Raw genomic sequence first — 25,864 nt, 5'->3', positions numbered from 1 at the left:
ACGTTTAGAAAAGAACTGATATGTCGATTTCACCTTTAACTAATAGTTCCGGTGTTCTTAGCCTAACCATCACTTGTGACGGCGCGACTATTCCCGACATTATTCAAATCGTCTCGGTCGAAACCAACCATAGTACTAATCGAATTCCTTCCGCAACGATTACCTTGCTAGATGGCGACATGCCAAATGCAATTTTTCCAATTGCGGATGCTGGCAACTTCAAACCCGGAACAGAGGTCGTCATAAGCGCTGGCTACGACAATACAACTTCTGTGATCTTCACAGGAATTGTCATTTCACACGCAGTCAAAATTAGTGGTGACAACTATGCGCGTTTAATTATCGAATGCCGTGACAAAGCTTTAGCAATGACAGTCGCCAGAAAGAACGCAAATTATGTCAACAAAACGGATAACCAGATTATCTCTAGTCTCATCAGCGCATACCCTGGTCTGACTCCGACTGTTGATTCCACCTCAGTGACGTACAAGGAACTAGTCCAGTATTACGCAACCGACTGGGATTACATGATGACACGAGCCGAAGTAAACGGCTTTCTCGTTATCGTTGATGCTGGAAAAGTGACAGTCAAAGCGCCCGTTGGTAGCGGAAGCCCCGTACTCAAGTTGACTTATGGAATGGATCTAATTGAATTTCAAGCAGAACTCGATTCTCGTTCTCAGCTAAATTCAGTAACCAGCACGAGTTGGGATTTATCTCAACTCGCTATCGTACAGCAAACTGCACAAGCCGAGACACTTACAGGTCAAGGCGATCTCGACGCGAAAAAACTAGCTGAGGTATTAGGTATCGCCGACTTTGGCTTGCAAACTGCTGCGCCCCTCGAAAGTGCTGCACTTACAGCGTGGAGTAAAGCGCAACAGACTAAAGCGGCCTTATCTCGCATTCGTGGCCACATGCAATTTCAAGGAAGCGCGCTGGCCAAACCTGGCGTTTTGATTGAACTTGCTGCGGTTGGCAAACATTTCAACGGGAATATTATTGCTAGTAATGTGATTCATCGAATTGCCGATGGCAATTGGGTCACTGAAGTCGAATTTGGTATGCCCAATTATTGGTTCACAGATCAATATCAAATTCAAGCACCAGAAGCAGCCGGCTGGACTGCAGGCATCTGTGGTTTACATATTGGGATTGTATTGAAACTCGATGCTGACCCCGAAGGCCAGTACAAAATTCAGGTCTCAATTCCCTTAATGAACGCAAGCACAGTTGGCGTGTGGGCACGATTTGCCAGTTTCTATGGGTCCTCTGGGTTTGGTGGTTTTATCATTCCAGAGATCGGTGATGAAGTCGTCTTAGGATTCTTCAATAATGACCCATCTTGCCCTGTCATTCTGGGTAGCCTGTACAGCAGCAAACATGTTCCTCCTTATGAACTCACCGCAGAAAATAACTACAAAGCACTTGTAACGCGTAGCAAGCTAAAGATGGAATTCGATGATGGAAATAAAGTCATCACTTTCATCACACCAGCAAACAACAAAATTGTCATTAGCGATCAGGATCAGTCCATCTTATTGCAAGACCAAACGAATAACAAAGTCGAATTAAGCACTAGTGGTATTTTGCTTGATAGTCCAAAAGACATCACTATCAAAGCGCTAGGCAAGGTCGCTATCTCAGCGGTGCAAAATGTTGAAATTGCAGCACAAATGGATGTCACCACGACCGGATTGAATATTAGCAGTACAGCAAACATCAGTTTGACAGCAAAGGGAACAGCGAGCGCAGAATTGTCCGCGGCTGGCCAAACAACTGTCAAAGGTGCCATGGTCATGATCAATTGAATCAACAGTCACCCATAGGAAACTACCATGCCACCCGCTTCCAGAATCACAGACATGCATGTCTGCCCGATGGTAACGCCAGCCTTGCCTCCTGTTCCCCATGTTGGCGGCCCCATCACTGGCCCCTGTGTTCCCAACGTACTGATCGGTGGACTACCAGCTGCTGTGGTGGGAGATATGTGTGTATGCGTCGGCCCTCCGGATACGATTGTCAAAGGGAGTGCTACTGTATTCATCAGCGGCCGTCCGTCGGCTCGTATGGGTGATACCACTGCACACGGCGGCAATGTCGTATTTGGTTTCCCAACCGTAATCGTCGGTGGATAAGGACAATAATATGACTCGCGATACCTCTTTTCTTGGCACTGGTTGGAGTTTTCCCCCAGAGTTTTCTAAGCGTGGCAAAGTAAGTATGGTCAGCGCAGAGGAAGATATTCGGCAAAGCTTGTTGATCTTGCTCTCAACCAGCCCTGGCGAACGTGTAATGCAGCCAAGTTTTGGTTGCGGTTTAAAACACCATGTTTATGAAAATATCGACGAAAGCACCATCACTCTACTCAAAGACTTAATCACTAGAGCAATTCTATTTTTCGAACCACGTGTGAAGTTAGAAATGATACTAAGTGACATATCAGAATCGTATGAGGGAAAGATTAATTTCACCATTGTCTATCGCGTGATTAGCACGAACACGCGTCATAACATCGTTTATCCATTCTATTTGCGTGAAGGTACCGATGTACAACTGTAGACAGATTCGAGCTTGAAATGAAACCTCAATTAATCATTAGCGATGGTCGAAGTCAATCGCAACGCCAGTTAAAGGCGTTACGAGGAGAGTATTTCCAGCTCAATGAAATGCGCTTCGAGCAATTACTTAGCTTAGCGAGTGAATATGCACGTCTGGTGAAGTTTCATCAGTTAGATTTGCGTGTGGATGGCAATTGGAATCAGTTTTTTTTAGCTGATGAATGCATTCTGATGGCAAATATTTTGGCAATAGATACCGCTACACACGCTCAACACTTTGAAGCAAGACTACAATCACAGCCGCTGTATCGAGATTGGTTTCGGGACGATATCATTAAGAAAATTGATGTCTGTTATCGAGACCAGCTTGATTCACCACTGCTATTAGCACGCCTACTGAATCAATATCTGCTCTCTTTAAGTGTATTGCAAAGCAACGCTGCAGTTCAAAGTAAACGCTTACTAGAAGGCATACTGCGCGGCCTTAAAAGGGAAGTACAAACACTATGCGAAGCGACACCGCGCGTGCTGGTTCCGTACAGTTCGGCTCTATTTAGTGCGCAATTTAAATCGCTAAGCGATTGGCCTACAACACCGACGAAAGATCGACCTCTTAAAAGCAATGAAGGCAAGAATTTAAGTTTGGGAGAAGTTCGACATAATTTTCACACTTTCAATCAGGCTCTCAGAATGCTACAAAACGGTGTTCGGGAATTGTTGCCAGTAACTATGCTTAGTGAGGAACACGATCCAGCACAAAGCTTGTTGATTGCATTTATCCGTCTATTCGAACAATTGAAAACACGTTTAAATCATTTTGGCGACAAGCATATCGATTTCTACTATCAACAAATCTTAGGTATGCGCGCACGTGCGCAAATCCCTGATAGTGCTTATCTGGTTTTACAATCAAATCCCAATACCAAGCAAATGTTGATCGATCAAACCAACGAATTTGTCGCTGGTGTCGATGCAGATCAAAATGAAATCATCTACAAAGCAGAAAGTTCGACCCAACTCAATGATGCCAAAGTGGTTTCGCTGCACAGCATCTACTTCGAGAAAAATCACGAAGAAAATCGTCTTCTAGTTACCAAATCGAGCTACCACCAAGCCATCCAAGTATTACCAGACGATTGCCAACCTACTGATCACGAAAAACTGCCGCCACTTCCGCTGTTTGGCGCCCCTAAGCCTGGCGAGCATCTATCTGGGGCGCGTGCTACACGCTTTGGTTTTGCGATCGCGAGCAAAGTATTACAAATGCAAGAAGGTGAACGAGTGGTGCGCGTGCTATTTCGCTTCCGTGATAATGCTGCGTACACCATAGAATCAAGCATTAAGGAAATCACCGAGCATGCTCAACAAAAGCGGAACAATACATCCAATCCCACGACCAGCATTCGTTTAAGTGATGTGTTTATTAAACTTTTGCGAGGCATGTTTAAGATTTCCTTAACTACCTCAGACGGATGGTTGTCAATTGGCGAGTACCGCCCTGAATATCATGAGCTTAATGCAGACATACCGCCCAATTGCCTAGCGCTAAACTTTGTTTTACCTGCTAGCGCACCGGCTATTTGCGCCTACCAAGCCAATACGCACGGTGAATCATTTCAGACCAATTTGCCGGTCATGATGTGTGAGATGACACAAAATGAATATGCTTATCCTTACGATATTTTGCGTAACTGGTTTGTACAAGAGATTGAGATAGATACACAGGTAAAAGGCTGTCGGAATTTAATTTTGCATAATCAAATTGGGCAACTAAGTGCTCTGTCACCATTCCTACCATTTGGTCCACTACCTGAAATTGGCTCTTATCTAGTTGTAGGAAGCGAAGAAGTCGCAGATAAACAATTGCAAGATATTTCTCTCGACGTGGAATGGACAGGTCTACCCAATAACTTAGGTGGATTTCCTAGTCACTACCGCGCCTACCAAACACCACTGAAAGCAGATTCTGTGCTGGCAAAGATTTCTGTTTTAGTTGACGGCAAATGGAACAACGCAACGCAAGCTATCCCATTATTTCAGTTTGAAACGCGTCCTGATGGCAGTCCATTCAACCAGGTGAATTACGAAAATTCATGGAGCTTAAGCCAACTGGTACCTTTATTCAAAATAAGTAACAAAGCAAAATCTGACGGTGCGGTGCCATTCGCTTACACGTCCGCCACCATGAATGGCATGTTTAAAATCAGTCTAGATTCACCAAATGGTGCATTTGGTCATCAAGAGTATCCTCAATTGCTGACCCAAGTTCTGACACATAACGCCCGCAATAAAAAGCTAGGTTTGATTCAAGCACTACCAAATACGCCCTACACGCCGCAAATCAGTAGAATTACTTTGAATTATCAAGCGACTTCAAAAATTAGCTTTGACCAAAGACAACTAACAAATATCGATGGTCGGCACGAGCAATTTATGCACCTGCATCCGCTAGGCTGGGAAGCAATGAGTCATAGTGATATGAAGCGCATAGCCTTGGTACCGCGATATCCGGCGGCAGGAAACTTATTTATCGGTCTCACTGCTTCACAATTACGGGCAACATTAAGTCTCTATTTTTATCTCCGAGAAGATTCGCTTCCTTTGACGAAGTTGGCGAGCACTGGTTTATGTTGGTGGTATTTATCATCAAATCGTTGGCGCAAAATGCAACCAGCGAATATTCTAGACGACTCCACGTTTGGCTTTATGACCAGTGGTATCGTTCAAATTCAGATCCCTGATGAGATCGATCAGAATAATACTGTCATGCCGTCCGGCTTATATTGGCTGGCAGTATCCGCCGAGTATGGATTAGAGCGGTTCTGCAGCTTATATGGCGTGTTTGCGCAAGCAATCAAGGTGAACTACCTCCCTGATTCAGGTAAAAAAAACGAATCAAGCTTGGCAGCGTTCAGTATTCAACGTAGTCGAACTCAAGTTCCTGGACTGCGTAGAGTCCTGCAATTACGTCGCAGTTTTAATGGACGAGATCAAGAAACCACACAACAATTCCGTATCCGGGCGAGCGAACGACTCAAACATAAGAATCGTGCACTAACGGCTGCCGATTATGAACAACTCATTCTCGAACAATTCCCTCAAGTATATAAAATCAAGTGCTTTCCCCATTTATGCTCGGCAGAGAATCCTCATCATCGACTTTGTCCTGGACAACTCTTAATTGTGCCTATTCCTCATTTAAGTTTAGGTGGACATGCGAACCAGAAGCCTAGTTTGAGCGGACACTTAATCCAAGAAATTCAAGCCTACATCCAACAATTTGCTCCTGCTGATGTGACGATCAGTGTGGAGAATCCTACGTACGAAGAAATTCAAGTACGTTGTACCGTCAAACTAAAATCAGCCTATTCAAATAGTCGTTTCGCGGGACGTTATGTCGAAGAGATCAATCAAGCTATTTGTGATTACTTATCTCCATGGATACAGCGAGGTCAGACCCAACATTTTGGTTGGGCCATACAGCAACATAACGTTGTGGCATTCCTCCACGACTTGGAATACGTAGACGAAGTTACTGGCGTCTCGCTACTACAAATAGCGCCACTGGGTGATACGCAAGATCTGCGATACGACTTACATGACAATGCCAAAGCGATTCGCGAAGAGAAAAATTTACGCCCTAATTATCCATGGAGTATCGCCGTTCCTATGAATGAACATTGGATAGTGGTGAACGAACAGTTCGAACAAAAGCCAGCCAAAGCGATTGGTATTAACGAACTAAAAGTAGGCTCAACTTTCATAATTCCGGTGAGAAAAGAACCATGACCCGACGCACAAGACAAATGTTACAGGAACAATTCCAGCATGGAAAAATGCCAACGGAAGAAGATTTTTCTGATTTGATTGAATCCATGTTGAACATGTTGGACGAGGGATTTGATAAAACGCCAGAAGCGGGTTTTAAAGTCGCCCAACTTCGCGATGGCAAATTAATGAGCTTCTATAAAGATATCAACATTGGTAATCCACTTTGGTCGATAGGCTTAGACAAATCCAACAACAATCTAAGCATCCAAGATCATCGAGATCAATCGTTACTGACGCTATCAAGTACAACTGGGCTCGATGGCATTCATCGTCACGCTATCGGTATTCGTCAGAATAATCCGCGATACGAACTTGATGTCGCAGGCTGGGTTGCATCAAATGGCAGAATAGGCCGCGCTGGCGACTTAGCAGTACCAGCAGATGGTAATTGGTACGACATTAGTGAAGCGATGACCGGTTGCCAAGCGTGGGAAATTATCGCCGGCGTTGGCGGAAAAGATAGTGAAGGGCGCTACGCGTTAACACATGCTTTTGCACTCAATGCGTTTAATTCAAATAGCAGCATCAATCATCATCAAACCCATTTTGGAAATAAATGCAGCCGCATCGAATTACGTTGGGTTAACGAGGACAACGGTAAGCCCTTTGAATTTAAATTACAAATGCGGGTTGGCTGTAGTTATGGTGACGATGTTTGGATCAAATATCATATGACACAGCTATGGACAGATACTTTGATGCTAGAAAGTGATCAAAAGCCTCTACGTCAACCTTCACCTCAATACGATGCCAAAGGGAAGGTAAAAAAATAATGGCACAACAAAACATCACTCTGTCACTTAGCTTAGCGAATGGAAACTTGATTTTAGAGGCTTTAGCAGAGCGTCCATTTAAGCAAGTTTTTGAACTCATCGGTGAATTAAATCAGCAAGCATCCAGACTGTTTTCACCAACAGCACAAGGGCATGAATTAGCAGTATTCACCTTAAGTCCAAACCAGCTCAGACTGATTCTCGAGGTCTTGGGTGAGATGCCGTATAACCGCGTGCACCGCTTACTACAAAATATGCATCAACAATTGCAAGAGGCAACTACCGGTGTCTAATCCACATTCGATCCCACGTCTACAGGCTGATCCCGATCAGCTCGATTTCGATGGCCTGCGCCGTCGTGGGATCGCTCTTTTGCAAGAACTTTCGGGCAAACAGTGGACGGATTATAACTACCATGATCCGGGAGTCACCTTACTGGAATTACTTTGCTACGGTATCACTGACTTAGTTTATCGTACTGACTTCGATGTTGCCGATTTTTTGTGCGACGAGCAAGGCAACATCAATTTTCAAGCACAAGCACTTTATCCACCACAGTCGATTTTTCCGAATCTAGCAGTCACGGATCTCGATTATTGCAAACTCATTTACGACCACCTACCCGATGTTGAAGACGTCTGGATTAGCTCGAACAAAAATCCACATAGCTTTGCTGGACTGCTAACCGTCTTTGTAAAGCCACATCAATCACTAACCAATCGTAATCAAAAAGCTTCATCGGAACTATGCGAAGACCTTAGAGCGCAAGTAATTGAATTATTATCGGCACAACGCAGCCTTGGGCGTGATTTGGCAACGATTCATATCGTCCAGCCAAAAATGTTTAGGCTTGCAGGAGAAATCGAAATAGATGATAGGCGAGCATGTGCCGAAGTCTATGCGGATATCTATTTTCGCTGTGCAAAATTAGTCTCATCGGGTAGCCAAATCATGCGCTTTGAGGAAGCGCTACGCAAGGGCTTAGATTGGGAGCAGCTGTTCACAGGCCCACTAACTGAACGCGGATTTATCGATGAAGCGAGCTTCTTAGACGGTAGCTATGATATTGACGTCGTCAAACTAATTACCTTAGTACGTCATATTCCTGGTGTAAAAAATGTGCGATCTTTAGTGCTTGTCGACGACGAAGGTCAACTACATGAACATCTACAATTCAATCATAGCGATCCAAATTGCCCAACACTACAATTCCCAAGCGACGCGCAACAAATCCATGCCTTAAATTTAATTCAAGGAAATACTGCGCTTGTAAGCATCAACAGCAATCCAATCGACGAAGACAAATTAGCGGCGAGATTAAACAACAACTACTTGAAGCATGATTCACAGAGGGAAATTCACGCATTTCATGAACAAGTTAGTTTACACCTAAAAAAATACGAATTTGAGTACGAAGCATTTCGCCGAAATCGAAGTGATTTTCACAAACTCATTGAATTACCTAAACCTAGCGCACGCGACTTTGCTCAGTATCGTTCGATTGGCGAGGATACACCTGCGATCTATGGGATAAATCACTTCGGCGTCCCTAAATCAGAACCAGCAGAAGTGCACGCACGTGCACGTCAATTGAAAGCCTATTTATATCCATTCGAACAATTAATGGCTAACTATTTAGCTTCATTACAGCAAGTACGCCAGATTTACTCAATCAATCCGCAACTTGATCGTAGTTATTTCTCGCAATTTTTAGATGAACAACAAATACCCGCGATTCGCTCCGTCTATCAAAAAAGTGCAACGCCACAAGAAGTAGCGAAGATATTACGTGAACAAGATGCATTTGAAGATCGTCGCAATCGCGTACTCGACACACTACTGGCAATGTATGGGGAACAATTTCCAAGCGAAGAATTTAGACGTAATGATTGCTACCATCACAACCGAGTTGAGCACCAACTCATTCGATGCAAAATACAGTTGCTTGAACACCTCTGTGAGCTGAGTAGCCAACGCGGCAATGCAAGTAATCTACAGCAAGCTTGGAGCCATAACAATCTATCTTCGCTGCAGAAACGCTTACGTATTCTTACGGGAAGTGCAGCTGCTACAGCAGGATATCACTCCCCTTCCTTAATTCAAGGCTTACAAGAAAAATTCCAATTTATCAGCGATTCTCGTTACAGAGCACTATTAGAAAAGCAAATTAGTTTTCCTTCTGAACTGAGGACTAGCCAATTAAATGCGATTCCGAAACAGTTACCGACTGACGAAGAACAAAGATCAGATTATGAGTTTACATTCCCTCATAGTGCAATCTGTGAATCCCTATTGAAATACGGCGTTGATTGGAAAAATTATCAATCTCTACCAAGCGGTGAACACCATGTTTGGTTGTGCCTACGAGTATCCAATCATCAAAACATAGGCACGCAAGTGGAACAATATTGGCCAATCTGCTTACTGCCGAAAAGCGAACTTGAAGTCTTTCTATCGAATTTAACTGAAGCACTGATACAAATTAGCCTCAGCATCGAAGGCTTCCATCTGGTTGAACATATCTTGTTCCGTCCCCACAGAGATACACATCAACGTGAAGTCGAATCGACATTTTACTCGCATCGAATCAGCGTAATTTTGCCTGGATTTACTGCACGTTTCGCAGAAAACAAGGCGCGTATTTGGGTAGAAAATTTAATCGCACAACATTTGCCTGCGCACCTAATGCCAGAATTCTTCTGGTTAGATTTCGCCTTTCTTGCGCAGTTTGAGAAACGCTACCAAGAGTGGAGTAAGGCGATGCAAGAGTACACCATAAATGCTTATCAAGGCGATGCAACACTGTTAGACCAATGTGCCGATCAAATTATTGCTTTCTTGAACAAGAATCGTCCAACTCAGCCTAATCGTTATTGGATATAAAAATATGCGTCGCATTAATCGCATACATGATTTGGTATTTGATCTGTCTTTCAGCGATGAGAAGGCAGATGCAAGTGTATGGGCCGAATGGATCAAGATGCGCTTATTGCCGATAATTGACGAGGTGACGGAAGACCTTAGTCGCGAGTTCAAAATTTCAGCGTCGCAGGTGAGACGAATTGAATCACTAGAAATTGATTTAGGTAGCGTGTTCATCGCCGAATCTGAACGCGAGTTAGTCCGACGCCTTCATGAGCAATTCAGTAATTCTCTGAGACAGGTACTGACAAAAATAAGTGCCCAAAACTCATCCCTAGAGCAAGTAGAGAACGCACATACCGACTTCCTGCATTTTCTCAAAACTGGGCAATTAAAGTGGGAAAGACTTTCTGATGCAAAGCATGCGCATAAACGTTTGCTCCATGAAATCATACATGCCAAAAGTGCGCCTTTACCTCTGCACGAAATCACACGAGATAATCGCCAATTAAATCGCTTGCTTAAACAGTTCGACGTTGGTGATTTATTTAAAATCACCAACATGGCCTTACGCTCATGGTCCAGAGAAGAGCGAGAACTGATGTTAGATTGGCTTGGACTGGAGTTTTTACATTTACAAACCAAGCATTCAGAACAAGCCGCCATAGAGAAGCTCTGGCAATTTATTTTGCCATCGATACAAAATCGTAGCAATTCTTTTGCTGAGATTGCGCAATCATGGATGGCATTTCAAGGAAGCAATCTCACTACGATAAAAACTGAGTACCAATATTTCATAGAAACCCATACAGCGATCTCAACGCCAACACGAGTCGCGCTAATGCAGGTATTGGAACGGATAAGCAAAAAATTGGCTAACCCAGATCTTGTCAACGCTGGCAGAGACACCTTTGAAAAAAGAGATCAATCCACACAATTAGCGAACGAGCTGGCCGAAAAATACCGTGCCGAGATTGCAAATGTCAGAAGCGCTGAACAGGCAATGACAACAAGTCGCATTGCTTTCACAGACACCCACAAACTGGCTTTTCAGCATGGAGATTTTTCTGCACTCGAGTCTGACTGGGCTTCATTAATATTGTTTTGCGCCGACGACATTCGGCAATTACGCGCAAGTTACTGGCCTACTTGGTTAGAAAAATTCCCTACCTTTGCTTGTCTTGATCTCATCAGCATCATTCACAAAGACGCTGCATGGTTTATTCAATCTAATCTATCAACGAGAAATGCTACGGGCAAACTTCAAAATCAGTGGGAACTCGACGCATTTATAGTAACTTGTTTGTCTTCACCAGCGAATGCGATTCCAACATCGATGTTCGAAAGATTTAAATCACACTTGGCCGCAAACCTTGTCGAATACAAACAAGAGATACATAACGACGATAATGTTCGTTCCGAACAATTAGTAAGGAAGCTGCATGAAGAGAAATTTGCAAACGCTATCAATCAAATATCAAAGATTTGCATCACGAGTGATGATCCTCAGTTAATCAGTAACGCAATTCATCTACTTCTAGACGAAGATGCTGACGCATTTGAAGCGAACTGTCGTGCAAATTGGCGTCGTTGGTGGCAATTACTGGACTTCAACGATCAAGTTCAAATCTTACTGCGGATACATCCGAAACTCACAGCATGCATTCAAGCTTATCGATCTCAACAATTGAGAGATGCTAGTCAAAGTACAACTGAACAGCGCACATATGATACGGCGCTATTTGCCTATCTTTGGGTCGTACCAGCGAATCAACTCTCTAGCACCGAGTTCGAGCAATTGTATAAACCGCAGTCAGCGCTCGCCGAAGATCTGACTAACAGTTTACCCTCATCCGAATTATCGACGGAGAAAGTGATTGCGTCGTTCGATAAGATAAAGACAAACAAGCTGGAACAAGACATCACGCCTAAGGAAATACCGAACAAGCACTTTCTTGAACGATTCGACCACAAGAATCCACGCTCAACTGAAACCTTCTTTGTCAATCTCAGAATCGATCAGTCACGAGAAATACGATCTCATTTTATCGAACTAACACGATCACAAAAATTAGATATCATCGACAAAATGTCACTGACGCAATGTACGGTTCTCACACAAATATTGCACCCCAATATAGGAAAATTACTCCAAGAGCAGTACCAGTACTTCGATCGTTTTTATGGTGCCATCGACAGTTGCCTAAAACGGATGCTATCTGGGAATCAGGTAACCCACACCATACCCAATAAAAAAAATTTGTTTCAGCAATTAATTCAGCATTTGGCGCTGTCGGAAACATCTCTGCAAGTAAGCGAATTTACGAATTTTATTTTCAACTTACTGCGAATACCTGCCGATTTGAGAGAGACCTTTCAAGAATCTATCTTAGAAGATATCGACGATATATCACTTCCCTACTTTGTCGCGGTATTGAAGCAAGAAAATCAAAACAAGCCAACTCCGACGAAGATAGGAAATAAATTCCAATCGACACCTCTGACCACATTTAGTGAACTCAAGCAGAGTTCATCGATCACTCCAGACCATCCCCTATTAAGAGGCTTTCATGCTTGGCGTGTGAGTAAATTTTCTGTCTCCGACTTAAATTTGCAGCTGCGTGAACTGCATATGTATCTCCACTGGTGGGTGTTACATCAAGATACCGATCACAAGATCGACTACAGTTTGCTGCTAAAAAATATACAAGTCGCTGTGCAATCAAGTCCGATTCCGGAACATTTACTTGCTTGCGCGCTCGACGCGCTTCGTGATGGAGAGCATATCAATCTGGATTCACTAAATGCTCAAGCGCGAGTGCTAGATGCGCACGCTTTTCAGATTGGTGAGAAGAACTTTTCGCCATCAGCTCTCGCATTAAAATTGGCGATCGATGAATTTTATCAACCGTCCACGAGCGACTCAAATTCGACGGCTAAGAAGAGCTCAGAAATTCTTTATACTTCAGAGCTACAAGCGAACTTTCTAGCAGCATTTACTAGCAAGGAAAACTGGCAAGCATTTCAGACGGAACTCATCCAGCAATGCGTAAGATCACCTTCACACATGCTTCGGCTAAAAGCACAGCTGAGAGAAGAGATTTCAGCGGCACAATTACATCGATTTATTTTGCGGCTGCTTGAGCGTACACAGATCGACCATCTTTTTATCTCAGAAGATATTTCGGCTGGACTTCATTCAACCATCAATGAAAAAAATCTTCACCAGAAATTACAACTCATTGCCACCCAAAGTGATTCACCACAAGCACGTTATACCGATATTCTGATTCACCTATTATTGCAGGATACCAAGCAATTAGTCGCCTTATTTTCATCAGAAAGCGCCGACGCAAATAATCTGTCTAACAAGGTATCAGGCTTTGTAGAGTCCCAAGTTAAGCCAGTTTTCCAACTTAGTCTCACACAACAAATTTTATTACCTGAAAATGACAAATTATCTGCACTAAAGACGCAGTTATCGAGAGAACAGATTCATCTGCCCGCTGATCTGCGTCAAAAAATGCAGCCTCCAAAACTACTGCTGCTATTGAAGCATTGGCTTATTCACCAAGTACAGCAGGTTGTATTTCGTCAAGGGCAAATCGTCGAAGACACTGCGGCGAATCGTTCGACAAATCGAGATACATCTATCTCCAACGATAACCAGCAGGAACTAACTGCAAGGGACCTTGATGCATTTGAAACCATCGCTGCGTTACTCACTAACATTCAACAAGAAGACTTGCCTTTTGTTTTGTCATCGCTTAGAGGCTCACTGCCTTTACACCTGACGCAACAGATTCTCAAACTAAGTGAGCAATATTTTCAGCTCGGAGAAAAGGATTTAAAAGAATTAAATAAATGGATAGCACGCAGCGATTCAACGCAACAACTTAAACAAGCTTGGGAATCACCCTTGCGCCGAATCTATTCTATTGAGCAATCAGCACATGGCGTTGCAACGACTCAGATCGATTCCAACACACCAACGCTGCATCAGCAAGAACAAGGGCAATTTGATACGCTATCTTCACACCAAATTGACGCACTTCCAGGCAAGCTAACGGATGCTGTTTTGCATGCTCGAATAATCAGCTTAGAGACAATTTGGCCGCAAATTCTGCAGGATCATAAACATCTTTTAGCAGAGGTACAGCGGAAATACCTAGTAAAACAAGAGTTGCGCGAACGATTGATTGCACATACTCCCATCAACATGCTTGTCGATATGCTTGAAATTATCGCGCCAAAGTCAGCAGAACTATTGCGTGGCTTATGGCTGAACTGGGATCAGCTCGACTCAAGAATGAGGCGATACCAAACATATCCAGATTTCCAACGACACAGCTTACGCCCAATCTTCTCGGGAGTGTTTGAAATGGCTTTGCATCGCCGCGACATTGCTGAGCAAGCCCACTTCATCATCTCTTCGATCTACGCAACGGATCGCAAACTTACTGAAGCGATTTTAAGTCACCTTGGCTATCAGATGGATGTTTCTCAATCACCACCTTGGCAATATGTGTTTGAACATATAAATGCAGTCAACATGTTCAAAGCGTTTGAAGACGCGGACTCACTAGACCAAACAGCGCAAGGCGCTCAAGAACTACACGAACTTGACACCAACAGATCGAATAAGAACGGCTACTTGGACATTGAGACACGACCATTCGCGAATCTGGCGCAGTTAGACCTCTGGCAGTACGACAAAAAAGCAAATTCACCTACAACCTCTACGTCGCCCACAAAGCCAGAGATTTTGCAGCTCAGCACAAAGCAACAAGATGACTTAGTAACATGCTGTTTAATGCAGCTAAATGCGGATCAACTGCATTCCTTTTGGAATGCCTATGCGTTTGAGTTATGCCAATCAAAAGTCAACAGAATAGACCCCTCTTTAGAGGAAGCGCTAGAGACAACTACCTACAACACTCCTGCTCTACCCATCCAAGAGAAAACAATCGATCAGCGTATCTTGCGTTCACAAACATCATTGAGGGCTGCATTAAAGGCGCTAGCCAATCTAGATCTTTCACAAGTTGACACAGTTAGCCTCAGCAAGCACGATCAATCATTGATTGCAACACCAACTACGCTGCAAAACTTGGAAACAATTTGCGTTGTGATTTTACAGAGCAAGACAAGCATCGGTTACCGAGAGCAAGCAGATTTCCAGAAAGCACTACATCGATTGCTATCGCAGACGACTTACCACTTCAAAGATATCAAAGAGGCTTTACAAAGTAACTCTGCGGTTAATCGACTTTGCGAGCTTGCTAGCTTGAGTCAATTGGATGCGTTATTCAGACGTCTGCACAACAACCTCAGTCAACATCTTCCAACGCTAATCTACCGCTTAGAGAACGCGTTGCAGATTCTATTGCATGAAAATTTGATTCACTTAAGCAAAGCTAGTTGGCGAGCGATCTACGTATCAAGTTTGGCGAATCCTACTCCATCCGATATCAAGCAATTCACAGCGCAGCTGATTCGACAATTACAACTGTCTTTCAAACTCGAATCCATTGAGGCTTGCATAGAAAAACTAAAAAATTTCGATCATCAGTTGGAAACCCGAATCTCTATGCAAATAGCAGAGAGAGAAGAAAAAGCAAGGTCACCCAAACGCAATTTACACGATCAACAAACATCATCGAACAAGGACAAATTTCCAGGAGACGACGAGCAAATTCTACAAGCTAGCTTTCTACAAAATGCTGGCTTGGTGATCGTCGCGCCTTATTTACAACGATTGTTTTCACTACTCTCGTTGACAAAAGACGGTGCATTCGTTGATAGGCAGGCTGCTGAACGAGCAGTGCACTTGACACAGTACATTGTTACAGGTGAAGACGCTTCACCCGAATTTATGTTGACCTTAAATAAGCTGCTGTGTGGCATTCCCGCAGTTGTTCCGATTTCAATTGGAATACAGATAAGCGCCGATGAGAAAGAAGTTATCCAACAAATGCTGTCTGGTGTAATTGCACATTGGAGTGCCATTGGCAAAACTTCAATACAAGGTCTACGTGAGACATTTTTGATACGCGAAGGTCATCTCAACTACATAGAAGATAGCTGGCACCTCAAGGTGAGACAAGGAAGCTTCGACATGCTACTTGATCGCTTGCCGTGGAGTTTTGCCATGATTAAGTATCCGTGGATGCTCGCTCCTCTTCATGTGACATGGCGCTAATTGCTTTTCAGAGAAATAAATCGATATGCTGAATACTGAATGTTTAGAACAAGAAATTGCCTGGTTTAGCCGCGTTTGCGACGCGCGTTTCGACGCCTATTTCAAAGACAATGAGAGTGACAAGGATCTACAGAGCTTGATTCCGGCGCCAGACCTTTCCTCTAGCCATACAGCATATGCAGAAGTTGTTCGAGAGTTTGATTTCTCCTACCTTGAACGTATTGTGCTCGTACTGGCTTTGGTGCCACATTTAAGGCCACAAGCGCTCGATTTTTTCTCACTACAAAACTCTGCACTTTCGCGCCCTTTCAGTGAAATTGGCGGTTGGCGCGGCAAAGCGCATTTAGGATTCTTGCCGACTTGCGAAACTGCTGCCTTCATTTTGGCAGGTAGCAGTTTGGAAAAACGCTTGCATGTAGCTAATCTATTCAAGGATGAGCATCCGTTTATTAGACAAGGTATTTTACGCCTCGAAAGTCAAGCGAATGATGAGCCTCTGTTCAGCGCAAAATTACAGATAAGCCATGAATACCTTCAAAGATTGATCGAAGGTGAACGCCACAAACCTGATTTTAGCGCGAACTTTCCGGCAAAGCTGATGCAGACTGCATTGAATTGGGATGACTTGGTACTCAATCAAGAGGTGATGGAGGAAGTAGAACATATCGTTGCATGGCTCACACACTCTAGACATATTTTGAATGACTGGGGACTGCAAAAATCTTTAAAGCCTGGCTATCGCACATTATTCTATGGCCCACCGGGAACAGGAAAGACACTAACGGCAAGTTTAATTGGAAAACTGACGCATGCTGATGTCTATCGTATCGATTTGTCGATGGTAGTCTCCAAATACATAGGCGAGACTGAGAAAAATCTCGCGAGTGTTTTTGACCAAGCACAAAACAAGAACTGGATTCTGTTCTTTGACGAGGCTGATTCTCTTTTCGGCAAGCGTACCCAAACCAGTAATTCAAATGATCGCCATGCAAATCAAGAAATTTCCTATCTATTACAACGGGTAGAAGATTTTCCTGGCGTGGTAATTCTGGCGACCAACTTAAAAGCCAATATAGACGCGGCATTCTCACGGCGTTTCCAAAGTGAAGTTTATTTTGCGATGCCCGATGCTCAGCAGCGCGAGCGGCTATGGAACAAGCTATTTATCAACCAAGAACGATTGCATAGTGATGTCAATTTTCGAGAACTCGCTGAACGCTATGAATTAGCGGGCGGTGCCTTATTAAATGTAGCTCGCTATGCCGCAATTCGCGCGGTGAAGAGAGATCACCCTGTAATTACACAGGACGATTTGCTACGTGGTATCAGTAGAGAACTAATGAAGGATGGGAAAACATTGTGAAACACTTACACAACGCTCCACTATTATCTGGTGTCGATCATTTATCGCGAGCACTGAAGGATTGTACGCGCTTGCATGCCGAAGATCTTGCCAGAAAATTTTCGACATTGATTCCAGCAATCCGTTGGGGTCGCCAGACTTGTCTGCTCTTGTGTCTACTATTTAGTCTACCATTCAGCGCCGAAATGAGTTGGGCGCAAATTGAGATTAACAGTATTTCGACGCAGACCGATAAAGCCTCACCGAACAAAGCAGCTGTCAGCAAAGATACAGGCAATGTGAACAGTAAAACGGTCAACGTGGTCGGCTATAACAAGAACATTCGACAAGAGGATTTCAAAGGGCTGAGCAAAGAAATAGTACTGCAAATGCAAAAGCAACTAGAGAGCATCTATAAAGATCTCAATGATTGGCAGCACGATTATGCATTAAAAGGGAAGCCTTTAGATGACGGCATTGTTGGTCCGATTACGCTGTCTTGGCTACAACGATTTGGCTTTAGTTTCAAGGTTTATACTGGTGAAGGCTATGCCCCAGGCTTAGCGAAGAATGTCGACAGGATCGCCCGTTTTGGCGAAAAGAATCGTGCCGAGCTTGGTATTCTACTTAGCCCGGAATTTGAAGCCTGGGATTTCATGCAACCGGAAAAAACAAAGAACCAAGACTTCCAAATTCGACGACAAGGTACAGACAAAGAACTAATTGACCTAGTCAATCGATTTCGCGGTATGCGAAAGATTGCACCCAGATCTGCCCCAAATTTTGTTGATACCAGCGCCTATTTTGTCTACAACCTGAATCAAGCTGACTTAGATGTTTTGGTTGGAAAAGATCAAATCATACAAGTTCTCACAACACTAAAAGACAAAGAATTTAATTCCTCAGAAGCCTTACGTTCAGCAACTGCGCAAGCAATGGGTGGCAGGGAATATTTACTAAAACAAATATGGCCCTTGATTGCGCGTAATGCAGCGGACTTTGATGGTTACCTTGTCAATGAAGATGCGTTAAAGAGACTCAAAGAAGTCAGTGACTTCCCTGTCGCAGTGATTGATGAATTGCGTCTGCAGGGTACGATCTACTTTAAAAACAGAGAATTATTTGATAGCTTTTTGGAAGAAAAGCTGAACACAGACGCTTTATTTCTCACCGACGATGAGAAACGCGCAGTGGCTGAAGCCGCACGGGTATTCGATAATATCCATTTAACCGAGCAATCACTAGCGACTATCAAAAACGAGCTCAAAGGTAATATTCAAAATACTGGCGTACCCGCGATGATCGTCAAGTTGTTAGAGCAAATCAAAGACGTTGACTATGCAGATATTGATTTATTTCGTAGTGCTGCGGTGTCGAAGATCGTCATGGGAATCGGTGCTTGTCGACTCAACTCACCAAGTAATAACGCCTACGTGAGTAGTCTACGTATGAGCGATGATGACTTTGCGCTGCTACAAAAAGAACTAGAGGCGCTAAAAGCACAGGCGCCTGATGGGCGGAATCGACTTCCCCAAAGTCTCGAGAGTATTTTTACTGAGCTTAATCAGTTCCGCCTGCAAGTTGGCTTATGTGACGATAACAGTGTCACTCAAGCGCAAAACCTCATACAACAGCTTTACCACTCTTATCTAGCGATCGCGATCGAAAACGTTGCAAAAAAGCGTATTCCAGAAAAGCTTAACAACATCACGCTTAAAGGCGGCGATTGCGGTTGCGCACTCGATGAGTTTAACGGCATTGTTTATGGCTTTTATCCTTACTGGAAAAATCAACAAAAAACACAAGTAGTCAACTTTAGCGTACTTAATCGTGTCGCTTATTACGGCCTAACTGTCGACAATGTAGGCGAATTAAAACTTGGCGCGAATGCTTTTGACATCCGCAACGGCAGCGCCAAAGATAATGAATTCATTCGCACTGCCCGCCAATATAACTCCAAGGTTGACTGGCTGATTCAGAAGAATGATTGGAGCGGAGATTGGAGAAAATTCTCTCGTGAAAATAAACAAGCTGTACTAAAAAAGCTCATTCAAAACATTGCAGGACTATTACGAGCACCGCTCAATGACATTAGTTCACGCATCAAACCGTATGCTAGTTTCGGTATCTCGTCTCGACCTACACGTGGTGATGGCGTAACGATTTACTTCCCCAATTACCCCTTAGATGCTGACTCTGCTTTATTGTTTAATGAATTCTATTTCGCCTTACGCAAAGAATTAGCGAATGATGATGTCTTAATTAATCTTCTCGTTTCGCAAGATAACTTCGTCAACAACCCAAGCAATAAGTCCGCCGCTTTTGGTTTAAGTAACCTGGTCAAGTTGCGCAAAAAAAGTGACTCCCGTGGTTCGAACAATAAGCTAGACAAAGCATCTTTGCGGGAGTTAATTTTGGTTCTTTTAAATGAACCTAGTACCGATTCGAAAAAACAATTGCGTCGTGCAATCGAAGGCGAGACTAGCTTACATGGAGCCGACCGTAGTGAATTATTGCGCCATTTACTGCCGGTACTTCATTTTGACAATCGCAATTGGCAACAGTTAGAAGATGACATTTTGTATGCCGGAGATAACTTTGGGGGAATTGGTTTTTGGTCTCCCAATTTCGACAATCTTGCCAAGCCTGTGATAGACCTTGAACAATCTTGCTTACAGAGTCAGCAAATCGTTGTGTGCTTACTTAAAAACTATCGCCCACAAGAAATCGTAGAAGATAATTCATCAACGATAGAAAAGTTTGTCTGTGTCCATCGCTGGTATTTGCAATTGGTGCTGACACTTTTTGTGCTACTAGCAATTTTGTTAGCTTATCTGTTTGCAAGGTATTGTGAAATACAGAATTTTGTGAAGAGGTACTTCCTCTGGATAGTGTGTTCTTTCGTCATACCGCCGTTGGTGATTTTCACACTCCTACTGCTTTTTGATCCTTACTTAGCGAGCTTATCTCAAGGCAATCTACCATTTATTATTTCTGTGGTGATTCTTGTCGCTGGCATGCTTGCAGGTTATTCCTATTTGAAATCTCGACGTGAATTGCCACTACGTCAGCGCGCACTACCACAACGCCAAGGCTTGGGATTCCCACTCATTAGTTGGAGCAAACAGTTGGATGAGGCAGGATTTCGAGTGTTGATACGCAATCGTGGAACGGGTTTTGCCATTATCAAGAAAATTGAAATTTATCTGGATGGTCAAGCTGTCGCGGATGCAAAAACCGCCTTAGAAGCTGTTTTTGGCCCTAATAATAATCTAGTATGGAGAGCTGCTCCTTTAGTCGGACAAAAAATCATGCCTGGTGAATCTTTGCTCGCCATTTCGATTAATGATCCAAGTTCGGCGCTAGCGTTTGACAAGAAATTAGCAGAACATGAATTAAAGGTTCTCATCACCTACTACTCCGCCAGCCACGAATATTGGATTAGCGATGGCAAAGAAGTTTCTGCAGTTGCGGGCAATTTCAGCTAGATAGAAAACAAAAAAGCGTCAATTTGATTAACTCCAAATCGACGCTTTTTCATCTGATCAAATTAGGAATCTGACGCGACTAATCTACCCTGACGAAAATCATCAATCGCCTTGAAAATTTCTTCTTGCGAATTCATGACAAACGGACCGTATTGCGCGATTGTTTCGCCAAGTGGTTTACCCGCGATGAGGATAAATTTAGCCGCCTCGTCTGCCTGAATTTTGACACCATCTGCGCTTGGCCATTTTTTTAAAATCGCCATCCTTTGCAAAGGCACTTGTTGTTCACCAATGCGAACATTGCCGCGATACACATAAATGAAGGCATTAAAATCGGGCGGAATCTGCTGGCTAAAACTTGCGCCTGCTGGCATCTGCACATCAAGATAAATCGGCTCAGTGCTTGCCCTTTGCATTGCGCCTTGTACACCGTGACTTTGTCCTGCAATCACACGCACCATAACCTGATCTGGCGTCGTGAATTCAGGAATGTCTGCACTCTTAAAATCACGGTACCAAGCTGGTGTCATTTTGTCTTTACTGGCTAAGTTCAACCATAACTGAAAGCCTTCCATGCGCCCATTTTCTTGCTCTGGCAATTCAGAATGAATCACGCCACGACCTGCGGTCATCCATTGCACTCCACCGTTTTCTAATAAGCCTTCATTGCCAGCGCTATCACGGTGACGCATGCGTCCTTCCAGCATATAGGTAATCGTCTCAAAACCACGGTGTGGATGGTCGGGAAAACCAGCGATGTATTCATCAGGATTGTCGCTACCAAACGCATCTAACATCAGAAAAGGATCAAGACGGTACTGATAGGGTTGCGTCAATACGCGCGTCAGCTTGACACCTGCGCCATCAGAAGTCGCTTGACCAACTACCAATTGCTCGACTGCGCGTGATAAGTTGACTGTTTCTAATTGAATCGAGGTGTTCATCTGCTACATCCTTTTCTGATGAAGTACAAAATAAGTACAAAATTAGTACAAGAGTCCTGCAATTAACGCAGTTTAAGCCAATGCTGCTTCGATTTGTGCTTGCGCATCGCTAATCGCACGTTGTTCGCCTTCTGGGCCCATCGCCAAACCTTCTGCATAAATGAATTCGACATCCGTCATACCGAGAAATGCGAAGAAATTTTTCAGGTAAGGCATTTGCGTATCGTTCGGCGTGTTGCGGTACAAACCACCACGCGTCAAAACTACATACACTCTCTTATTCTTCAATAAACCTTCCGGGCCATTTGCGGTGTAACGGAAAGTGACTTGCGCACGAGAAATCGCATCAATCCAATTTTTCAATTGCGATGAGATACCAAAATTGTACATAGGGGCGCCAATCACCAAGATGTCCGCAGCTTGTGCTTCGGCAATCAAAGCATCATCCAAAGCAACGCGCGCAGCTTGTTCTGGCGTACGCTGATCGGCTGGTGTGAACAGTGCCTGCAATGCTGTTTCATCCAAACTTGGTTGTGGCGTCACGGCCAGATCGCGTAACACAAAGTTTGCGTCCTTGTGCTGTTCACGTAAGCGTGCGCTCACTTGATTAGCTAAATTGGTGGAATGAGAACCGGCTACACGGGCACTAGAATTGATCTGCAAAATGTTCATGGTATTGCTCCTTTATAAGGTGACACTGGTTTAGAACTGCACACTTGAGTGAATGTGCTGTCACTTTATATGTTCCATATTCAATGCAGAAGATCGTAAAATGGATATGATTGTTCCATTGATAGAACAATTTTATTATTTCGGAGGCTGCATGTATCTCGATCCAAATGATTTACTCCTATTTGCACGTGTCGTTGCTGAGACAAGTTTTAGTCGCGCAGCAGATAAGTTAGGCATGCCAAAATCAACCCTATCACGACGAATCACCGCGCTAGAAGCACAACTAGGCGAGCGCTTACTCTTGCGTACAACTAGAAAACTCGTGGTAACCGATTTTGGTAATGCCGTGCTAGCGCATGCACAGCAAGTCAGTTCTGAAGTCGATGCGACGTTGGCACTCACCCAACAAAGACAGGTGCAACCAAGTGGTAGATTACGCGTATCGATGCCCGCCGATTTTGCCAATGAAACGATGACCGCCTTAATCAGTCGGTTTTTACGCGACTATCCCGCCATCACGCTGGAGTTAGATTTATCACCAAGACGGGTCGACTTGATCGGTGAAAATTTTGATTTAGCGATACGCATGGGCAGTCTGCCCGACGATGCCTCGCTCGCAGCACGCCGACTGGCGAAATTTTCTGCGGCAATTTATGCCGCTCCTAGCTATCTAGAGAAACACGGTGAACCACAAGAGCCAGAGGCTTTGATGGAACATCAAACCTTGCGCCTACTGGCACGCAATGGTGAACCAGCGATGTGGCGACTAAAAAATGGAGCCCAAAGTTGGGAAGGTGTCCCACCCGGGGTCGCCACTGCCAATTCACCTGAAATGCTCAAACGACTGGCTTTAGCTGGTTTAGGTATCACCTTAATTTCTGAGCATTTCGCCCAATGCCATTTGCATGATGGCAGTCTGATTCGTGTCTTACCAGATTGGCACTCACCCGAATTTGACGCATGGGCAGTATTTCCTGGCAGGCGCTTAATGCCAGCGCGAACCCGTGTGTTTATCGACGCGATGATCAAAGAATTTCAGGACGATGGAGATTTTCGATAGTAAAATAGTTAATTGTTAAATAAAATTCATCAAACAATAGAGGCACACATGCAATCAAAGAATCCATTTCAGCTAATCGTGCTTTTCTGTTTGTGTAGCTTGCTGTCGGCCTGCAATCAAATAAATGACATCGCTACCGATGGACTGATTTCAGCGATGGATTTCAAGCGTCCTGTGGAACTTGAATTTCAACTAAAGACAGATGATCTAAAGCGGGGTGCTCAATTATGCAAAGTCGATAGTCCTCATCATTTCGACTGCACTATCCGCCTTTCCAAGGAGAATTTTTTTTGGAACAGCAGTGAGGTTCGTGTGAAGGCAAAAGCGGTATTCACCAAGAAAGAATTGATTGACTTAGTGAAGTCAACAAAACAGAAGTACGAAAAATTCGGTACATTCAGCTATTCCATACACGGCGTACTTGAGTAGATTCAGTCAATCTAGTCAGCATAAAATACAAATACACAAACAAAAACGCACCGTTAAGAAATTCAACGGTGCGTTTGCCATTTCTGTACTCAATATTAGAGGCATCTGCACAAACTCCGATCATGCAGTAAGTTGTACAGAGCTTTCTATCAAAGAATAATTTTCAAAGGCTTGGTTGTCTTCCAATCTCCACGGGTGAAATCAGGGAACACTTGTGAGCTGCCATCTTCATCTACCGACTTTTCACTCAATGGACCAACCGCTGACCAGAAGCAGCCTTCGTAAACGTTTTGATCCATCGGTTCGCCCAGGCGTAAGCATTCAATAATGCGGAACAGCATTAAGAAATCCATACCGCCATGCCCACCCATTTTCTTCGCTAATTCGCCCATACGCAGATATAAAGGATGCTCATATTTTGCGGCAATCGCCTCCCATTCTTTGCCCTCTGCCCACTTGTGATAATTGCTGGTGATGCCTTCGACTGAAATACGATTTGGGAAGCCAGCTAACACGCCATTCACACCCCAAATCGTGTTGTGGCGAGAATATGGGCGCGGTGTGGTTTCATCCCACTGCACCATAATCGTTCTACCCAACGCGGTCTTGATAATCGAAGTATTAAGATCACCACCTTTGAAATCGAGTTCTTTAAATTTTGGCGTAGTCAGCTTTGTTGACTTCTGCGCGTAGGCTGCCCGACCTTTGGCTGGTGAAGAGAACGAAGTGATGCGACCAAAATTATCTTCACCGCGCGCCAAGTTCATATATTGTGCGACCGGACCTAAACCATGCGTAGGATATAGATTGCCATTGCGTTTTGCGTATTCAAAAGTGCGCCATGAACCAGTTGAATCGCCATTCTCCATTTGAAAACGTAAGGCATGAATATACGACGCTTCGCCATGCAGCAAATCACCGAGCACACCTTGTCTTACCATATTCAAATACAACAATTCTTCTCGACCATAGTTGACGTTTTCCATCATCATGCAGTGACGCCCGGTCGCCTCTGATGCATCAACGATATCCCACATTTCTTTCAATGTCGTTGCAATCGGCACTTCCACAAATGCATGGGCACCTGCATGCATCGATGCGATCGCCATCGGTGCATGAGAACTCCAAGGTGTATTGATAAACACCGCATCTGGTTTGGTTTCGGCGAGCATGGTGCGCCAACCATTCTCATCACCGTAATAGACTTTTGGCGTATGCCCAAATTTGCTGACTACAGCGGCGGATTTCTTTGCCCTTGCTTCAACCACATCGCAAACACCGACAAACTGTACGCCCTCGATTGTGGCTAATTGTGCCGCATGACCTGAACCGCGCGCACCGACACCAATAATCGCGACTTTCACCTTATTCAATTTCGGCGCGGCGAAGTCACCCATGTACTTCGCTCCAGCGGGACGTTTATCACTATTGGCTTGCGCACCAGTTTGCGCGGACGCTTGCAGGCTGGTTAAACTAGCAAGACCCGCAGTCAAGCCGCTAAGAGATTGCAAAAAGCCACGACGAGTGGGCTTGAGAGTAGATGTCATAGTCCAAATCCTATTTCTATATGCAGTTACAAATTTCAATCAACAATAAAGCGCAAAAGTGAAATGAAACAAACCAAAATTGATGTGACAAATTCTACCGAAACCCGCGCCATATAACAGCGATTAATATTCAAGGCTACATTTAGTTAAACT

The 25,864-nt window shown here is 44.0% G+C and carries 15 protein-coding genes; 12 read left to right on the top strand and 3 right to left on the bottom strand.

Annotated elements, in window-relative coordinates; all coding sequences use genetic code 11:
• Positions 1 to 20: 20 nt before the first annotated feature.
• The 10 genes from vgrG to IE103_RS07975 are packed head-to-tail and all read left to right on the top strand — an operon-like array spanning position 21 to position 21,059.
• Complete coding sequence (vgrG, locus tag IE103_RS08020; protein WP_189345566.1) at positions 21 to 1,811, top strand: type VI secretion system tip protein VgrG; 1,791 nt, start codon at positions 21 to 23, stop codon at positions 1,809 to 1,811.
• 27 nt (positions 1,812 to 1,838) lie between these two features.
• Positions 1,839 to 2,138: a PAAR domain-containing protein gene (locus tag IE103_RS08015; RefSeq protein WP_189345565.1), complete on the top strand. Its 300-nt coding sequence runs from the start codon at positions 1,839 to 1,841 to the stop codon at positions 2,136 to 2,138.
• A gap of 10 nt (positions 2,139 to 2,148) precedes the next feature.
• Complete coding sequence (locus IE103_RS08010) at positions 2,149 to 2,562, top strand: GPW/gp25 family protein (protein ID WP_189345563.1); 414 nt, start codon at positions 2,149 to 2,151, stop codon at positions 2,560 to 2,562.
• Between the two features lie 17 nt (positions 2,563 to 2,579).
• A complete protein-coding gene (locus tag IE103_RS08005) occupies positions 2,580 to 6,350 on the top strand; it encodes a baseplate J/gp47 family protein (RefSeq protein WP_189345561.1) in 3,771 nt (1,256 codons plus the stop codon).
• A complete protein-coding gene (locus tag IE103_RS08000) occupies positions 6,347 to 7,165 on the top strand; it encodes a hypothetical protein (protein WP_189345559.1) in 819 nt (272 codons plus the stop codon). Before IE103_RS08005 ends, IE103_RS08000 begins: the two co-directional genes overlap by 4 nt.
• Positions 7,165 to 7,458 (top strand): hypothetical protein, encoded by a 294-nt coding sequence (locus IE103_RS07995; protein WP_189345557.1) that lies wholly within the window; start codon positions 7,165 to 7,167, stop codon positions 7,456 to 7,458. The genes IE103_RS08000 and IE103_RS07995 overlap by 1 nt, the downstream gene beginning before the upstream one ends.
• Entirely contained in the window at positions 7,451 to 10,048 is a 2,598-nt protein-coding gene (locus IE103_RS07990; RefSeq protein WP_189345555.1) for a hypothetical protein, read from the top strand. Before IE103_RS07995 ends, IE103_RS07990 begins: the two co-directional genes overlap by 8 nt.
• Positions 10,049 to 10,052: 4 nt before the next feature.
• The gene (locus IE103_RS07985; RefSeq protein ID WP_189345553.1) at positions 10,053 to 16,229 is read left to right on the top strand and encodes a contractile injection system tape measure protein; all 6,177 of its coding nucleotides are present in this window, start codon (positions 10,053 to 10,055) and stop codon (positions 16,227 to 16,229) included.
• A 25-nt stretch (positions 16,230 to 16,254) separates the two neighbouring features.
• On the top strand, positions 16,255 to 17,592 hold the full coding sequence (locus IE103_RS07980; protein WP_189345551.1) for an ATP-binding protein: 1,338 nt from the start codon (positions 16,255 to 16,257) through the stop codon (positions 17,590 to 17,592).
• Entirely contained in the window at positions 17,589 to 21,059 is a 3,471-nt protein-coding gene (locus IE103_RS07975; protein WP_189345549.1) for an ABC transporter permease family protein, read from the top strand. Before IE103_RS07980 ends, IE103_RS07975 begins: the two co-directional genes overlap by 4 nt.
• A gap of 62 nt (positions 21,060 to 21,121) precedes the next feature.
• Here IE103_RS07975 and IE103_RS07970 read toward each other — a convergent pair whose 3' ends face one another.
• A complete protein-coding gene (locus IE103_RS07970) occupies positions 21,122 to 22,003 on the bottom strand; it encodes a pirin family protein (RefSeq protein ID WP_189345547.1) in 882 nt (293 codons plus the stop codon).
• 72 nt (positions 22,004 to 22,075) lie between these two features.
• Positions 22,076 to 22,675, bottom strand: a complete 600-nt coding sequence (locus IE103_RS07965) for an FMN-dependent NADH-azoreductase (protein WP_189345545.1) — start codon at positions 22,673 to 22,675, stop codon at positions 22,076 to 22,078.
• A 151-nt stretch (positions 22,676 to 22,826) separates the two neighbouring features.
• Here IE103_RS07965 and IE103_RS07960 point away from each other — a divergent pair, with 151 nt between their 5' ends.
• Positions 22,827 to 23,735, top strand: coding sequence for a LysR family transcriptional regulator (locus IE103_RS07960; protein WP_189345543.1), 909 nt, complete (start codon positions 22,827 to 22,829; stop codon positions 23,733 to 23,735).
• A 48-nt stretch (positions 23,736 to 23,783) separates the two neighbouring features.
• Positions 23,784 to 24,164, top strand: coding sequence for a hypothetical protein (locus tag IE103_RS07955; RefSeq protein WP_189345542.1), 381 nt, complete (start codon positions 23,784 to 23,786; stop codon positions 24,162 to 24,164).
• 149 nt (positions 24,165 to 24,313) lie between these two features.
• On the opposite strand, the gene IE103_RS07950 is transcribed toward IE103_RS07955, so the two are convergent.
• The gene (locus tag IE103_RS07950; RefSeq protein ID WP_189345539.1) at positions 24,314 to 25,711 is read right to left on the bottom strand and encodes a Gfo/Idh/MocA family protein; all 1,398 of its coding nucleotides are present in this window, start codon (positions 25,709 to 25,711) and stop codon (positions 24,314 to 24,316) included.
• Positions 25,712 to 25,864: the final 153 nt, after the last annotated feature.

Origin of the sequence: Affinundibacterium macrobrachii, from assembly GCF_014652415.1 — a bacterium.
GTDB classification, from domain to species: Bacteria; Pseudomonadota; Gammaproteobacteria; order Burkholderiales; family Burkholderiaceae_D; genus Undibacterium; species Undibacterium macrobrachii.
Note: the sequence above shows the minus strand (reverse complement) of the source record. Positions and strands in the feature narration are given on the sequence as shown.

Excerpts from the sequence above, each read along its gene's own strand:
- IE103_RS07960 (WP_189345543.1), top strand. The coding sequence starts at position 22,827 with ATGTATCTCGATCCAAATGATTTACTCCTATTTGCACGTGTCGTTGCT.
- IE103_RS08015 (WP_189345565.1), top strand. The coding sequence starts at position 1,839 with ATGCCACCCGCTTCCAGAATCACAGACATGCATGTCTGCCCGATGGTA.
- IE103_RS07980 (WP_189345551.1), top strand. The coding sequence starts at position 16,255 with ATGCTGAATACTGAATGTTTAGAACAAGAAATTGCCTGGTTTAGCCGC.
- IE103_RS07955 (WP_189345542.1), top strand. The coding sequence starts at position 23,784 with ATGCAATCAAAGAATCCATTTCAGCTAATCGTGCTTTTCTGTTTGTGT.
- IE103_RS07985 (WP_189345553.1), top strand. The coding sequence starts at position 10,053 with ATGCGTCGCATTAATCGCATACATGATTTGGTATTTGATCTGTCTTTC.
- IE103_RS07965 (WP_189345545.1), bottom strand. The coding sequence starts at position 22,675 with ATGAACATTTTGCAGATCAATTCTAGTGCCCGTGTAGCCGGTTCTCAT.
- IE103_RS07950 (WP_189345539.1), bottom strand. The coding sequence starts at position 25,711 with ATGACATCTACTCTCAAGCCCACTCGTCGTGGCTTTTTGCAATCTCTT.
- IE103_RS08010 (WP_189345563.1), top strand. The coding sequence starts at position 2,149 with ATGACTCGCGATACCTCTTTTCTTGGCACTGGTTGGAGTTTTCCCCCA.
- vgrG (WP_189345566.1), top strand. The coding sequence starts at position 21 with ATGTCGATTTCACCTTTAACTAATAGTTCCGGTGTTCTTAGCCTAACC.
- IE103_RS08005 (WP_189345561.1), top strand. The coding sequence starts at position 2,580 with ATGAAACCTCAATTAATCATTAGCGATGGTCGAAGTCAATCGCAACGC.
- IE103_RS08000 (WP_189345559.1), top strand. The coding sequence starts at position 6,347 with ATGACCCGACGCACAAGACAAATGTTACAGGAACAATTCCAGCATGGA.
- IE103_RS07995 (WP_189345557.1), top strand. The coding sequence starts at position 7,165 with ATGGCACAACAAAACATCACTCTGTCACTTAGCTTAGCGAATGGAAAC.
- IE103_RS07970 (WP_189345547.1), bottom strand. The coding sequence starts at position 22,003 with ATGAACACCTCGATTCAATTAGAAACAGTCAACTTATCACGCGCAGTC.